The sequence below is a fragment of the Rhizobium sp. 25PS6 genome, from assembly GCF_032464655.1.
In the GTDB taxonomy this organism is placed as follows: Bacteria; Pseudomonadota; Alphaproteobacteria; order Rhizobiales; family Rhizobiaceae; genus Rhizobium; species Rhizobium laguerreae.
The window spans coordinates 109,409-124,083 of the sequence record NZ_JAWDIV010000005.1; the positions used below are offsets into that span (position 1 = coordinate 109,409).

Annotated in this window: 10 protein-coding genes; 3 read left to right on the top strand and 7 right to left on the bottom strand. The window is 55.8% G+C overall.

What is annotated here, in order from left to right; translation table 11 throughout:
* Entirely contained in the window at positions 1–1,767 is a 1,767-nt protein-coding gene (locus tag RWK44_RS09115; protein ID WP_131665167.1) for a type I secretion system permease/ATPase, read from the bottom strand.
* 465 nt (positions 1,768–2,232) lie between these two features.
* Positions 2,233–3,843, bottom strand: coding sequence for a right-handed parallel beta-helix repeat-containing protein (locus RWK44_RS09120; protein ID WP_316028699.1), 1,611 nt, complete (start codon positions 3,841–3,843; stop codon positions 2,233–2,235).
* Positions 3,844–4,532: 689 nt separating this feature from the next.
* On the opposite strand from RWK44_RS09120, the gene RWK44_RS09125 reads away from it, so the two are divergent.
* A complete protein-coding gene (locus RWK44_RS09125; protein WP_017961667.1) occupies positions 4,533–5,228 on the top strand; it encodes an Ig-like domain-containing protein in 696 nt (231 codons plus the stop codon).
* 147 nt (positions 5,229–5,375) lie between these two features.
* Here the strand turns inward: RWK44_RS09125 and RWK44_RS09130 are convergent, their stop codons facing one another.
* The 5 genes from RWK44_RS09130 to RWK44_RS09150 all read right to left on the bottom strand — a co-directional run bounded on the left by RWK44_RS09130 (position 5,376) and on the right by RWK44_RS09150 (position 12,121).
* Positions 5,376–6,080 (bottom strand): hypothetical protein, encoded by a 705-nt coding sequence (locus RWK44_RS09130; protein ID WP_131665169.1) that lies wholly within the window; start codon positions 6,078–6,080, stop codon positions 5,376–5,378.
* On the bottom strand, positions 6,080–8,356 hold the full coding sequence (locus RWK44_RS09135) for a polysaccharide biosynthesis tyrosine autokinase (protein WP_025395618.1): 2,277 nt from the start codon (positions 8,354–8,356) through the stop codon (positions 6,080–6,082). Before RWK44_RS09135 ends, RWK44_RS09130 begins: the two co-directional genes overlap by 1 nt.
* 54 nt (positions 8,357–8,410) lie before the next feature.
* Positions 8,411–9,115, bottom strand: a complete 705-nt coding sequence (locus tag RWK44_RS09140; protein ID WP_043294748.1) for a hypothetical protein — start codon at positions 9,113–9,115, stop codon at positions 8,411–8,413.
* Positions 9,116–9,195: 80 nt separating this feature from the next.
* Positions 9,196–10,407, bottom strand: a complete 1,212-nt coding sequence (locus tag RWK44_RS09145; RefSeq protein WP_131665170.1) for a polysaccharide biosynthesis/export family protein — start codon at positions 10,405–10,407, stop codon at positions 9,196–9,198.
* A gap of 289 nt (positions 10,408–10,696) precedes the next feature.
* On the bottom strand, positions 10,697–12,121 hold the full coding sequence (locus RWK44_RS09150) for an O-antigen ligase family protein (protein ID WP_316028700.1): 1,425 nt from the start codon (positions 12,119–12,121) through the stop codon (positions 10,697–10,699).
* 307 nt (positions 12,122–12,428) lie between these two features.
* Here RWK44_RS09150 and RWK44_RS09155 point away from each other — a divergent pair, with 307 nt between their 5' ends.
* Positions 12,429–13,028: a transglutaminase-like cysteine peptidase gene (locus RWK44_RS09155; RefSeq protein WP_131665172.1), complete on the top strand. Its 600-nt coding sequence runs from the start codon at positions 12,429–12,431 to the stop codon at positions 13,026–13,028.
* A gap of 269 nt (positions 13,029–13,297) precedes the next feature.
* Positions 13,298–14,626: a UDP-glucose dehydrogenase family protein gene (locus RWK44_RS09160; protein WP_077979043.1), complete on the top strand. Its 1,329-nt coding sequence runs from the start codon at positions 13,298–13,300 to the stop codon at positions 14,624–14,626.
* Positions 14,627–14,675: the final 49 nt, after the last annotated feature.

Consider the following 14,675-nt stretch of genomic DNA (forward strand, 5'->3'; position numbering starts at 1 on the left):
CTATTCGGCCGCATTCATGCCGTCGACCACGACTTTAAGCTGAGCCACGCGCTCGGCAATCGGCGTGCGCGCCGCTTCCGGCCGGCTGACTCTCGCCAGAACTTCTTCTTTGGGACCGAACGCGATCATGCGGCCGTCCTGCATCATCAGCACGAAGTCGCAGACCGCCAGAACCCCGGATCGATGTGCGATGACGACCACAATGCCGCCCCGCGCCCGCACGCTCATGATCGCGGCACTCAGCGCCCGCTCGCCTTCTTCATCGAGATTGGAGTTTGGCTCGTCGAGCACGACGAGGAATGGGTCGCCGTAAAGCGCTCTTGCAAGCGCGATACGCTGTCTCTGGCCAGCCGAAAGCGCAGCACCGCCTTCGCCGATTTCGGTTTCGTAACCGTTCGGCAGACGAAGAATGAGATCGTGAACACGCGCCGCCCTCGCCGCAGCAACCACCGCCTCAGGTGACATCTCCTTCGCAAAACGGCAGATATTCTGGGCAACAGTCCCCGAGAAAAGCTCTACATCCTGTGGGAGATAACCAATATGCCGGCCAAGCGCGTCACCGTCCCACTGATCGAGTGCTGCGCCATCAAGGCGAATGGATCCTCTGACGGTCGGCCAGATGCCCATCATCGCCCGTGCCAAGGACGACTTACCCGAGGCACTGTAACCAATGACCCCAAGCGCGCTCCCCGCCCTTAGGCCGAAGCTGACATCGGAAATGACCAGGCGCTGACCCGCCGGCGGCCCGCTCGCCAGTCCTTCGACAGTGACTTGCTTGGTAGGAGCCGCGAGCGCAAGAGGGGCCGGAATCTCAGGAATGGCTTTCAGCAGGCTCGAAAGTCGCGCCCAGCTCTGCTGAGCAGAAACGAAACCACGCCAATTTCCGATCGCCGCTTCGACAGGCGCCAGAGCGCGAGAGGTCAATATCGAGCCGGCGATGATAATTCCCGAAGAGGCCTGCCCTTGAATGACCAGTATTGCGCCGGTCGCGAGCGTTCCCGATTGCAAAGCAATACGGAAAATCTTCGACAAGGTCGCATATCCATTGCCAACATCCGATGCCTGCCGAGTGATTGTCCGGTATTCACTGTTCTTGCGGTCCCAGATTTCGGCCATCGTCCCCGCCATGCCCATGGCGTGAATAACTTCGGAGTTGCGGATCGAGGTCTGCGCGAAGGCATTTCGCATGTTAGCGGAGTCAGACTGCTTTTTTGAGAGCGTACGCGTTCCCTGATTGGTCATGAACGTCAGGATGGCGAGAACCAGCGCTCCACCGATCGCGATATACCCGATCGCCGGATGAAAGAGGAAGCAGATCACGATATAGAACGGCAACCATGGCAGATCGAACATCGCTGTCGGGCCCTGGCCGGACAGGAAGGTTCTGATCTGGTCGAAGTCGCGCAACGGCTGAAGCCCGTCGCCGCCGATTTTGACCTTCAACGGAGCCTTGATCAGCGCGCGGAACACACGCCCGTTCACCATCTCGTCAAGCGCACCGGCAACACGCACAAGCATCCTGCTTCGCAGAACCTCGAACGCTCCTTGAAACGAGTAAAGCATCAACGCAAGTATTGCCAGGACAGCCAGCGAAGGTATGCTTTTGCTGGGAATGACCCGGTCATACACCTCAAGCATAAAAAATGAACTTGTAAGGTATAGGATATTGATAAGCCCGCTTGCTATTCCAATGAAAACAAGCCCTCCCTTGCATTTCTTTAATGCTTTGGATGGCTCGCTGACATCAGCTGCTGAACTCTGAAACACGAAGTAATCCCTCTCTTACCGCATCGCACGAAAGCAAATATGCCGGCGCACACTCCAGCTCCGGGTCCATCACGCCCGATCAATGACACGACTGCCTTGGACCCCCGAACCGGCGCCGGACCCGCTTGCAAGCCCACGACCTATTACATGAATCCAACCAAAAAGTGACCAAAAATTCCAATTTATAACGAGCGGCCTCAGGGATTCTGACTTGACGCTACGCTAAATATACCAACCTAAGCAAGTGAAAATCGCAAATTGCTCAACAACCGCGCAGAAGGATGAACGTATCGCGCGCATATTAGCGACGTTTACTGGGGCGTTAACTACAAATTCAATCTATAGTTCATTTTTCCTATGAACGCCGGAACTATTTTTTATCCGCGCCCTCGACCGCCGACACCCCTTCATCATCAAGTTTTCAAGTGTTGAACAGCGGGCCGTCGCTCTCTAATTTGGCTGGATTCAAACCAGCAGGTGCGACGCTTGGCTGTTATGGAACGCGTCCACATTGATATACACGCCGAGCGAGTCGGTATCGATGTGAGAAGCGCCGTCAGAAATCTTATATTGGAAGGATTCGCTGACCTTTCCGCTGAGACCGGCGATTTTCACCGCATCGACCGTATAGGTGTAATCACCATCGCTCTCCACATGGATGACGCCGTATTTCCCGGTCAGCGTCAGGCCATGCTTATCCACGGCACTGTCACCGAAGCGACGAAGAAGCACGGTTCCATTGATTGCGCTATCGTTTTCGAGGAGGTTGCCATGATAGGCGCTGCCCGTATCCGTGGAGATTTTCAGGCTGTCATGGGCTGCAACAATCCTGGGACCGGCGACGGTGGGTGCGGTCGGAACCTGCACTTCGTCCGCGGGCGCCGGAGTGCTTGTCTGCGTCGGTGTTGACGGTTCGACAGGCGGCTCAACAACCGGCGTGGTAGGCGTCTCACTGTTGGACGGGGTGTCGCCACTCGTGGCGTCGAGTTCGGCCTGCGCTTGCTCCAGGGTCTTATTGTCGTTGATCAAGAAGGTGCTCTGGAGGGCAATTGCGACGGGCATCGTCAACGTCGACACCGCGCTGTCGATGATATTATCATGGAAAGAGCCGGATGCAGGCCTGTCGACCTTCAGCGCCGAGGACGACAGGTCGTCAAAGACATTACCGTAAATATCGATATCGGTGCGTGCATAACTTGGGTAACCTGCAGCGCTGATCGACACGCCCCAGACGCCGTCATGAATATAGTTTCCACTGATATCGTAATTTGTCGCATTGCCCTGATCGCCAAGGCCGATACCGTAGGACCAGCTATAGCCGCCATATCCCGAGATGTCGTTGTCGTGGATGGCGATATTCGTGCCCGCGTTGGCACCTATCCCGAAACCGCCGCCGATCACGGTGTTGTCCTCGACTGCTGCATTTGCAGCCCGAACAAGCACCAGGACGCCCTTTGCGCTATTAGTCTCCGTCTGCTCTAGGTGGTTACCCTTGATCAGGATATTGCTGCTGTCGTTCAACTGAACGGCGTCTGCCGCAGCGCCCTGGCTGTTGATGACGAGATTATTAACGATGGTAACGCCAATCACTTTATCCATCCAGATGCCGTCTCCATTTACCCCGGAAATCTTGCTGTTCTCGATGGTAATGTTCTGGCTGCTCTGGAAATTGACGGAACCGGGCTTGCCGGCAAGTCCGGTATTTTCGACCTCGACGTTGCGGACGGTCCAGTTGGAGACATTTCCCGCATATATCGCCGCACCGCCGGTATCAGCAATCTTGATGTTCTCCACGATGATGTTTGAAGCCTTCGAGCCGTGGATACCGTCATTGCTACTGTGAATAACCGGCGCATCGCCAACGCCGTAACTGCCAATTGTAATCGGAGAGCTGACAGTGCCGGAGTATTTCAGGTCGAATTGCTCGTTAAACACGCTTCCGGCGGCAAGCAGCACGCTGTCTCCCGGCTTTAGCCTCAAGGATTCGACAGCGGAAAGTGTCGCGAAAGCCGACTGCTCGCTCACTCCACTGTTCTGATTGGATCCTGTTGCCGAATTTACATAGTAGACGGTCACGCCGTGATCTCCCAAAGATACTGGAAAATCTTTTACCCGCGGATCTCTCTCTGCCTCCTAAAATGGAACACTAAAATGCGTTCTATCTCGCGATAATTCTTACGCTTCCCACAAAAGATCTTCGTTTCTCGAATATTTTGCATTGCAACAAAAATTTCATCGCGCAGTTATGACGATGTTACCCAATATCTCTAGTGTAAATAAGATTATTCTCCACGCATCGCATATTAGTTTACGCCAATTGCGTTTCGCGAGAAACATTACTTGATACACAAATGTTACAAAATCATGATATCAGTTACTTTGTCGAAAAGCAGACGCCGGTACAGAAACCGAAGCAAGACTGAGATTTCAGCCTGTAGCCCGTAGTGATTATATCAACATCTCATCTGCGCATAAGCAGCTCGGCGTATTCTTATAAATTGCGCCCGAATAAACATTCTTCTCCTCTGAAGAAACAGGGGGCAGAATCTACCATTTGGTATTTTCACTTATTATTAACGTAATAATTGCCATGCGTTTCATCGCCTTATGCGTGTTACAGGTGTGTCATTATTGTATAATACACCCGAAAATGTTCACCTGCTGTTAATTGCACCCTTGACTCTCTGTATTAAGATATCCTTAATCGACCCGCTCGCTAAAGGTCAGAATTGACCTGGCAAAGAATAATTCGAGGAGAGACAGTAATGGCTATTCATGCAACAGATGATAGTGCAACATTCCTGGAAACCGACGCTATTTCCGGAAATCTGCTGGCGAACGATACATCCGATGGGAACTTGTTCCTTCGTTTCTTCGATCAGCAGGGCGTTGGCTCCAAGCAAGGCAACAGCCAGGTCACCGAGATCCAGGGCGATTACGGCACCTTCTTCGTCAAGCCGGACGGCAGCTATACCTATGTTCTGAGCGACGCTGCCAAGGTCGGCTTCACCAATGGTGAATTGCTCCAGGAGAAGGTCTCGTACAAGATCTCTGATGGTGCCGGTAACACCGATGTCGGCCTGTTCACCCTGAATATTCAGGGCGTAAGTCAGGTAAAGCCGATCGCTGTCGACGACAACTACAGCTTCACCGAAGGCGACGCCATTAGCGGCAACGCCCTGGACAACGACATTGCCGGCGACAATGGTCATCTCTTCCTCCGGCTATTCGGCACCACGACCGTAAACGGCGATCCAAGCGCAACAACCGACGTCGCCGGCACGTATGGCACGTTCCATGTCAAAGCGGATGGATCATTCACCTATGATCTGACAGCAGATATCGCTCCGGGGGATCAGGTCACGGAGACTATCCAGTTCTACAAGATCTCCGACGGCGAAGGCCACACCGACGCCGGCGTTCTGACACTCAACATCACTGGTGCGGACGCAGAAGTCTGATCATCAATAGCCAACCAAAAAGCGACGCCCGCCGCGCAGGCTGCGGGCGTTTTTTTATGCAAGTTGAATTCGCCCAGAGAAAGAGCCGTAGCTGCTCAGCCTGCCGGCCACGATCTCGGAACTGTCCTTAAAAACCAGCCTTGATGATTACTTGCTGCAGCGCTGTCGGAACCGCGCCGTCGCGGCCTCTCCAACGTTTATCCAGCTTCGATCGAAGATCGGGCGGAGCTGTGGGCTAATCTCTTTTATCGTGGCGTTGACCCTGCAACGATCGCCCAGCTTCAGCATCGTCGTAAGATCGCTATCGAGCGCGCGCTTTGCCGCGGCAAGCGTTGCATCGGTAAAATCGTTCCAGAAATAAAACCGCGTCAGGATCATCACCTGGTCGTAGGGCGCGAGCACAACCGAACGCTTCATCATTCCCGCAATCGCGACCGGCTCTTCTGCAATTGTCGACTGCACGGCCGCAAGGCGAAGCCAAAAATTGCTGTTCGTCGGCATGCACGAAAGCGCATGCCGCAGATACTGGCGCGCACTCGATGCCGCAGCGGCCCAGCCATCGTAATTGACATTGACATTCTGCCGATCGAGTTGCGCCAGAACGAGGGTTACGCCAGCAGCCACGATGTCGGATCGACAATAATGTCCGTCAACGACGTCGACACTGCGCGAGGCATATTTGGTCACGACATCATCCGCAACGGTCTCGCCCCGCTCGATCCTTTCGGCGACGATCGAGATGCTGGCCGTTCTTATCGAAGCGTAGAGCTCACGACCGGCCAGCACCACCAAGACGACGGCTACGATAACGAAGGCGATCCTGGTAATCGAAACGGACTGACTGCGGATCATCAGCTTTCGGTATAGTATCGCGAATAACGCTTATAATAATATTCGCTCGAACCGAATGTCCGGTAGAGTTTCATCTGCGACGGGTCGACCTTGGTCAAGATAGTACCGACGCATTTCGCATAGAGTTCCGGCTCGGACAGCAGGGTCGACTGCACGACCTTGCGCGATGTTTTTCCCCACTCGATAACGAAAACCACCGCATCGAGCTTCGAATTGATAGCGCGCGCATCCACAACCGGCGCCAGGGGTGGCAGGTCGACGATAATATAGTCGAAGCTTTGACGCGCCGTTTCAAGAAGCTGATCCATGCCGCGTGACGCGAGTAGCTCCGACGAATGCGGAACACGATATCGTGCCACCGTCGGCAAAAATGCGAGCTTTGTTTTTGGATCGAGAAGGATCAGATCCTTGAGCGGACGGCTGTCGACGATCGCCTCGAGCAAGCCGGCCTCGGCATGGCGGCCGATCGCCCGGGTGGCGCCGGGATTGCGCATATCGCCATCGATAAGCAGGCAACGCGCACCCTGCATCGCCAGGAGCTTGGCAAAATTGATGGATGTCGTCGACTTCCCCTCGCCGGGCAAGCTCGACACGACACCGATGACCTTACAGCGCTGATCGGCAGCACTGAGGTCGATGGCAATCTTGGCGCTTCGAAGCGTCTCGGCAAATGCCGAGAGCGGATGCTCCTCGACATAGGTCGTCGTCTTTCCACCCCTGGCGATGCTTCGCGGATTGCTGGGATCAACAAGCGTCGGATCATCGACGTTGTTTTCAATCAGCGGCATGACACCGAGAGACTCGACATCGAGCACGTCCCGGACATCATCGCCGGTGCGGAAGAACCGATCCCGGAATTCGCGGAAGGCAGCTATACCACTTCCAAATGCACATCCCACGAACATCGCGAAAGCAACAACGAGAGCTCTCTTCGGAGCGCTCGGCTTCGTCGGCGTCTCCGCCGTCGTGATGATGCGCGCAGCGGTAATCGGAAAGCTCTGCTGCTGAATTGCTTCCTGGTAGCGCGTCAAGAAGCTCTGATAGAGATTCTTATAGGTATCGCGCGTACGCTCGAGCTCGCGAAGCTGCACCTGCGTTTCGCCAGCCGTTGCGGCAACGCCCGTCGCCTGCGTAACACTGTCGCGCAAAGAATTTTCCCGCGACTTTGCGACCTGCAACTCGCTTTGGTAGCTCTCGGCGATGCGGTTCAACTCGTCGAACATGAGCCTTTTATACTCTTCCATTTCCGCACGAAGCCGAACCGCCTGGACGTGATCGGGACCGAGCCGTGCCTCGATTTCGGTCTCGAGCTTGGAAGCCTCCAGATATTTCTTGCGCAGGTCGTTCGAAATGGAGCTATCGAGCACATCCGTGACGATCGCATCGGTCTGCTTGGCGTCGATGATCGACTTGACGCGCGCATATCTTGCCTCGGCCTTCGCTGTCTCGGCCTGCGCATTGATCAATTGGGTATTGATCTCGGAAAGCTGCTGCTCGCTGATCAACGTCCCGGATCCGGCCTCGACAAGCCCATGCTCGCCGCGGAATTTCTGAACCGCAAGATCGGTGTCCAACGCCTGCTGCCGGAGCTCTTCGATACGCTCCTGCAGCCACTGGCCGGCCCGGCGTGTCGCCTCGTATTTCGAATTGAGCTTGTCGACGAGATAGACGTCGGCGATGGCAGCCGCGATATCACGCGCCAGATCGGGCGACTGCGCGGTATAGCTGACATCGAGGACATAGGAGCGACCGACGCGTTCGACGTCGATATTGCCCGCGACGGTCTCCGCAGCGCTTCGCCGCTTCCTTTCCGGATCGGGTGCGACGGCTGCGTCATCGGCAAACCATGACCGAAAATTCACGAAGGATTTCAACGTTGAAACAGAAAAAAGTGAGCTTTTCGGTGCCGTGAACACCGGATTGTCGACGAGTTTCAGTTTGTCGACAACAGCATAGGCGATGGTGTCGGACTTCAAAAGCTCGACCTGACTGAGGACAGTACCTTCGTCATCGTCCATCTGGCCGAAAGCCGCCAGCTGGTTGATCACCTGACTATCGCTGCGGTCGATCAGCACGCTGGTGTCGGCGGTGTAGACAGGCACCGAAGTCAACACATACACAATGCCGAGAATGGCAAAGGCGAAACCGCACGCCGCAACCATCCGCCACTGTCGGCGGGCGATTGCGATGAGCTTGTCGAAATCGATGAAATCAGCATCATTTCCGGTATCGCGGGAGGGGTCGATACGCGGTGTAAGTTTATCTGGCGATAGCAATTTCGATCTCCAACAAATGCGTCAAGCGCTAAGATCTAAGGGCAATTCCAGCTATTATATGACCGGGACACTCTGACTCGTCGATTCCGTCGTATCGGTAGACGACTGCCCTCCCGCTCCGGTGCTGAGGATCGTCGTCGTTGAAGTCGACGATGAATCATCTGCGCCGGCATTCGAAACCTTCAGCGTACCCGCTGTTGTCGCAGCGCCGTCGAACGGCGTACCATCGTCCGCTCCAGGCCCAGTTTGTCCAACTTGCCCGTCATTGCCGATGCCGGATGCGGCGGCGGCAGCACTTGCACCCGGGCCGAGCGCCGCGGTCCCGCCTTCGGCAAGGACCTTTGCAAAGGCTGCAAGCAGCGGCGCCAGATTCGGATCGGCACTCGCCGCCTCGGCAACAGCCTTTTCGATCGCCAGCTTGAATTGCGGATCCGTTACCTGGCAGCTGTTTGCGGCCCGTCCGAGACCGGAGCCGATAGCCGCCATCTGTGCGGCACTGGCCTTCTTGGCCTGCTCAATCACTGGCGATAGCGCATCATTGCTGCTTCCAACCAGCGCGCGAACGCGCGATGACAAAACCAACGGATCGGACATGTCGAGCAGAACGGCCGGGCTAGCCGTAAATCCGCTGACATCGACGGAAGTCAGATTTGCCGGACCCAAGCAAGCTGCCGCAAAAGCGCTTGAATTCATGCCGGCAAACATCGCGACGACAATTCCGCTATATGCAAGCTTACGATAAACACCTGACCTTGCCATAACCGTAGCCCTTCATCAAATCCGCTATATAGGCCGCCGGCATTGATCATCCGCGATCGATGCCGGCACGCCTATTTCAATCAATTTCCAAGATCCTGTACCGCGTTACTGGTATCGTTCGCATCGTCGGCCACGCCGGAAACAGTGGACGATACCGAGTTTACGATGTCAAGGAACTTGACCAGTTCGACAGAGTCCGAATTGGAAATATAGATAATATCCTTGTCTTCCATCTTGAATTGCTGAACAGCAAACAAGGTTGCCGGGTCGCGCATATTCGCACGAATGATCACCGGAACCATTTCACCCGCAAATCTCGTCGTGTCCACATGCATCGCTTGAACCGTTTTCTTCGGAACAAGACGATAAAGCAGGACCTGAGCCGGATCGGCGCGGTCGTCGCGTAGGCCGCCCGCCTTGGCGATTGCCTCTCCAAGGGTTAGATCAGACTCTTCAAAATCGAAGCGACCGCTGGTGCCTGCGGCACCGAGCGCCAGATAGGTGCGGCGCTCATGATCGATCGAGATCGTATCATCCGGCGCAACGTAGATATTTTCTGCCGGGTTCTTCAACAGCGTAGTGTAGGCGACGGTTGCCGTCTTGCCGCGGCGCTGCAGCGTCACATTCGTTTCGATATTGTTGGTCGTCAAACCGCCCGCGGCGGAAATGATATCGAGAACACGCTCGCCGGCCGGGCTGATCTCGACGCGCTGGGGATTGTTGACATCGCCGAGCACAGCAACCTGGCTGGAGCGGCTTGTTGTTGTCGTAATAACCACCTGCGGTTCGATCGCGCGGCTCGCCAGGCGATCCTCGACGTCCTGCTCCACGGTCTCCTTCAGGCGACCGGCAGCCGGAACCCGGCCCGCATAGGGAATTGTGATTGTTCCGTTTCTATCGATGGTCTGCTCCGGCAGCGAGATGTAATTGCCGGGTCGGCTACCTGCATCGGACGGAATGAAGAGGCCGCCCGACTGAGCTTCGAAGATGGCGACCTGAACGACATCGCCGTAACCGAGCGGAATTTCAGGCGCCCCGCCTCGACCACCACCAAACCCTTTGAACGAGGTCGGCTGGGGGGCGGTAAAATACGACAGGACGTTCTTGCTGAGATCAACCAGGGCGTAGTCGATACCGACGCGACGTTCCTTGGTTGTCACTTTGACCGCCGCATCTCGATCAACATCTTTGTGATCGGGACCGGATCTTGGCAACGACGTGCAGCTTGCCAATATAGTCGTTAGCGCTACAACAATGGCGACGCGTGTACTACCGATACGAGAACAACCCATAGAATACCCTGCGTTTACGCCCCTGAAGCTACTGCCCCGCAATCTGACAAAATACAAGACAATCCCCGATCAATAACACTTAAAGCCGATTAACATTCCCCTAACTGTGGCAGGCTGGCAACGCCGAGCCCCTTAGGAAGCGAAAAACGACTTCGGTCCGACTTTTCTTGCGTCGCAACAATCCGAAGGCTGCACCCGCTATAAAATTTCTAGGGTTTCAGAGTCAACCGTTCGCACCTGCACAATCGATCTTTTCCGAAAATCTTATTAAAATCCATCCATTTAAACTTTACGTGGTTAACGGCCGCTCATATGCCATGTCCGCCTCTCCGTTGCTGCGTCCCAGGCATATCGCGACAACAGCACTCAGGAAGGCGGAGTAAAACACCGCAAAACCCGGTATCTGCAGCGAAAAATCGACCGCCGCATGAAGGGCGACCAAAACGGTCGCCGCCAGGCCAAGAAGAACATAATGCCTGAGACGCCGTCTTTGGGCGAACCCGCGCCGGAACACTCTGGCAAGCACCGAGAAGGCAAGGACCGTCGCAATCGGGAACAATATTCCGAGGCCCAGAAATCCTTCGAGATAGAAATTGTGCGCGCGGTCGAAGACTCCGAAAATTCCGCAGGCCGGATCGCGGTAGGCGGAAAACACGGTCCGGAAGGTTCCGAGCCCCGTTCCCGTCAACCAATGATCCGAAATGGCACGCCATATGCCAGGCAGAATGCAAAACCGATCATCATCCTCGAGTCGCCGCTCTTGCGCGCGCAAAATCGCCTGGCCCGCAAACAGTGTCAGCAGCAGTACGACGAAACCAATCGCCGAGAGGAGTATCAGCAACGAACGCCATCTTGGCGCCGGTCTCAGATAACGCCTCGAGCCGTTCCAATTGAGGACAAGCCATGGAAAATAGATGAGAGCGGCAACAAAGGTCGCAAATATCCCGGCGCGCGAGCGGCTCAACATCAGCGCGGTGAAGCATGCGCACAAGAGCAGGATATAGATCCACGATCTCAAGAGAAGCGCGTTTCGGCCCGGTTCGCCGGGCGGATAGTTTGAATAGGAACGAGCTATGTCCCTGACCAGGGTCAGCATCAGCAGCGTTCCAAGCCCGAGGAAGGTCGCGGCGGTATTGCGGTTAACGAAGACCGCAGTCAGGCTGTCGAGGTAGGCGCGTTTCTCCACGACGATCAGAATGTTGGGAAACAGCAAAAACTGCAGAAGGCCGAAAACAGCGACAATGCCCGCCGTAAGCCCGAGCCCCGTCAGCACTTTCCGCGCGCGCTGATCGGTATCGCATAAGAGCAGCCCGGTCAGAAATGTGACGAAAGGCAGGGCGATCCACAGGATCGACGCAAGCGTGTCGGCCGGTTCGACCGAGATCGCTGCGTACTGGACACCTGCCAGATCACGCGCAGCACTCCAGGCAGGATTGGCCAACCAATTGGAAGGCAGTTCGATGGTCTGGATGAACGCCCAGCCTATCAGCACTACGAGTAGAAACAAAGCGATGCTGAAAACCGATCTGGTCTGCCTCGGCTCCCCGAACAACAGCGCGGAAATAATCGCCAGCACAAACATTCCGATCGCAGCGAAGGCGAAGGGAAAGGGCGTGACGCTTCCGAACGGAATAAAAGTCAATATCACCAGGCAAATGAAGACAACGAGGATCACCTCCCGCATGATCTGCCTGTTGATGAGGTTGGATAACATTTGAATTCGCTCACCGGCAGCAGCGGGAATGAGGGGCCTACAACCAGTACGGTTAATATTCCCGTACTAACATAAGTTGCATATCAAGCGCCTGCGTGTTAAAGTGCAACAGAATTCCACATCATTTAAAATTGTCGCGAAACGTTTAAATCAATCGAGACAAGCCCTGGCTATGCTCCTTGAAGCAGCAGGAACGGGACAGACGTTCTGCAGCCAATACTTGGCAGATCACTAAGTCGCCATGCCATTGACTGAGACAAAAGGCAAGCCTGATCTCAATCGGTTGCCCGTAACGGGGATTTAAGAGATGAAGAAAACAGTCGTTACACTTCTGGCACTGGCCTTTACAGCAGGCAATGCATGCTCGGCATTTGCCGCCGGTCCCGCAGGTTTTGCCCGCGGTCTGACCGATAGTTCGGCGGTCAGTTATATCTCTGAAAAAGGCACGATCATTCCACCTTTCGCCCAAGTGCTGTTCTGCGCCCAGAACCCGACTGAATGCCGCGATAACAATGGTTTGGCGGTCGTTGCGATGACTGACAAGCAAATGCTGCAACTGAAGGACGTCAACACCGCCGTCAATCGTACGATGATCGGCCGGAACGACCCCCGCAACGAACTGAATGGCGACGTCTGGAAGGTGAATGTGCGCAGCGGCGACTGCGAAGATTTCGCATTGACCAAACGCAGCCGGCTGATCGCGATGGGCTGGTCGTCGCGCGCTTTGCGGATCGCGACGGCATATACGCCCTCCGGTGAAGGACACGCGGTCCTCGTCGTCAGAACCGACAAGGGCGATCTCGTGCTCGACAACAGGAAAAGCAGCATCAAGAACTGGCGCGATACCGATCTGCGCTGGGACAAGATCCAATCGGGAACAGACCCCTATGTCTGGTACCGGCTATAACAGCCGAGACAGCGACATAGACTGATTGATCCTGTTTCCGGATTGAAGTCGAGCCTGCTCTGACGAGCCGCTCGACTTGTCATATCGCCCACACAAACCTATGTTTGGGCTGTCGACGGGGCAGCGCGCGGCAAGTTGCGGTGCCCGGAGTTCGATTTCCGATGTGGGTTTCAGGCGATCTTCGGTATTGTCTTTTCGTCCAGATTAACTATGACGAACGTCATGCTGCGACGCAGCATGACGTTCTACTCTAATGATTTGAGGGAAATATGCGCATCACGATGATTGGATCAGGCTATGTCGGCCTCGTTTCAGGCGTTTGCTTTGCGGATTTCGGCCACGACGTCATCTGCGTGGACAAGGATCTGAGTAAGATCGAAGCCCTTCGCGAAGGCCGCATTCCGATCTACGAGCCGGGCCTGGAGCAATTGGTCGCGGAAAATACCAGCACCGGCCGGCTATCGTTTTCGACGGATGTCGGCGAAAGCGTCCGCAGCGCCGATGTCGTGTTCATCGCAGTCGGCACGCCGTCCAGGCGCGGCGACGGCCACGCAGACCTTTCCTATGTCTACGCCGCGGCACGCGAGATTGCCACCTATGTGGAAGGCTTCACCGTTATCGTCACCAAGTCGACGGTGCCGGTCGGCACCGGAGACGAGGTCGAGCGCATCATGCGCGAAACCAATCCTGCGGCGGATGTCGCCGTCGTTTCCAATCCGGAATTCCTGCGTGAAGGTGCGGCGATCGAAGACTTCAAGCGTCCCGACCGTATCGTCGTCGGCCTGAACGACGACCGGGCGCGCGAAACCATGACCGAGGTCTACCGCCCGCTCTATCTCAACCAGGCCCCCTTGGTCTTCACCACCCGCCGCACCTCGGAACTGATCAAATATGCGGCCAATGCCTTTCTCGCGATGAAGATCACCTTCATCAACGAGATTGCCGATCTCTGCGAACGGGTCGACGCTAACGTCCAGGACGTTTCGCGCGGAATCGGTCTCGACGGCCGTATCGGCTCCAAGTTCCTGCATGCCGGCCCGGGTTACGGCGGTTCGTGCTTCCCCAAGGATACGCTTGCCCTTGCCAAGACGGCGCAGGATTACGACGCGCCGATGCGTCTCATCGAGACGACGATCTCGATCAATGACAACCGCAAGCGGGCGATGGGACGCAAAGTCATTTCGGCCGTCGGTGGAGACATTCGCGGCAAGAAGATCGCGATCCTCGGCCTGACCTTCAAGCCGAACACCGACGATATGCGCGACAGCCCGGCGATCGCAGTCATCCAGACCCTGCAGGACAACGGCGCGCAAGTGGTCGGCTACGATCCCGAGGGCATGGAAAACGCCCGCAAGGTGATCGAGAACATCGAATATGCGAGCGGTCCCTATGAAGCGGCCGCTGGTGCGGATGCGCTTGTCATCGTCACCGAATGGAACCAGTTCCGCGCGCTCGATTTCAATCGCCTGAAGCAGTCGATGCGCGCTCCGATCCTGGTCGATCTGCGCAATATCTACCGCAGCGACGAGGTCCGCAAACACGGCTTTACCTATACCGGCATCGGCACCAACTTTTATCAGGAAGCGACCGGCGCCTGAGATAGCCTCCTGAACATCTGATCGTCCTGACGCCGCGGAGCATAATCCG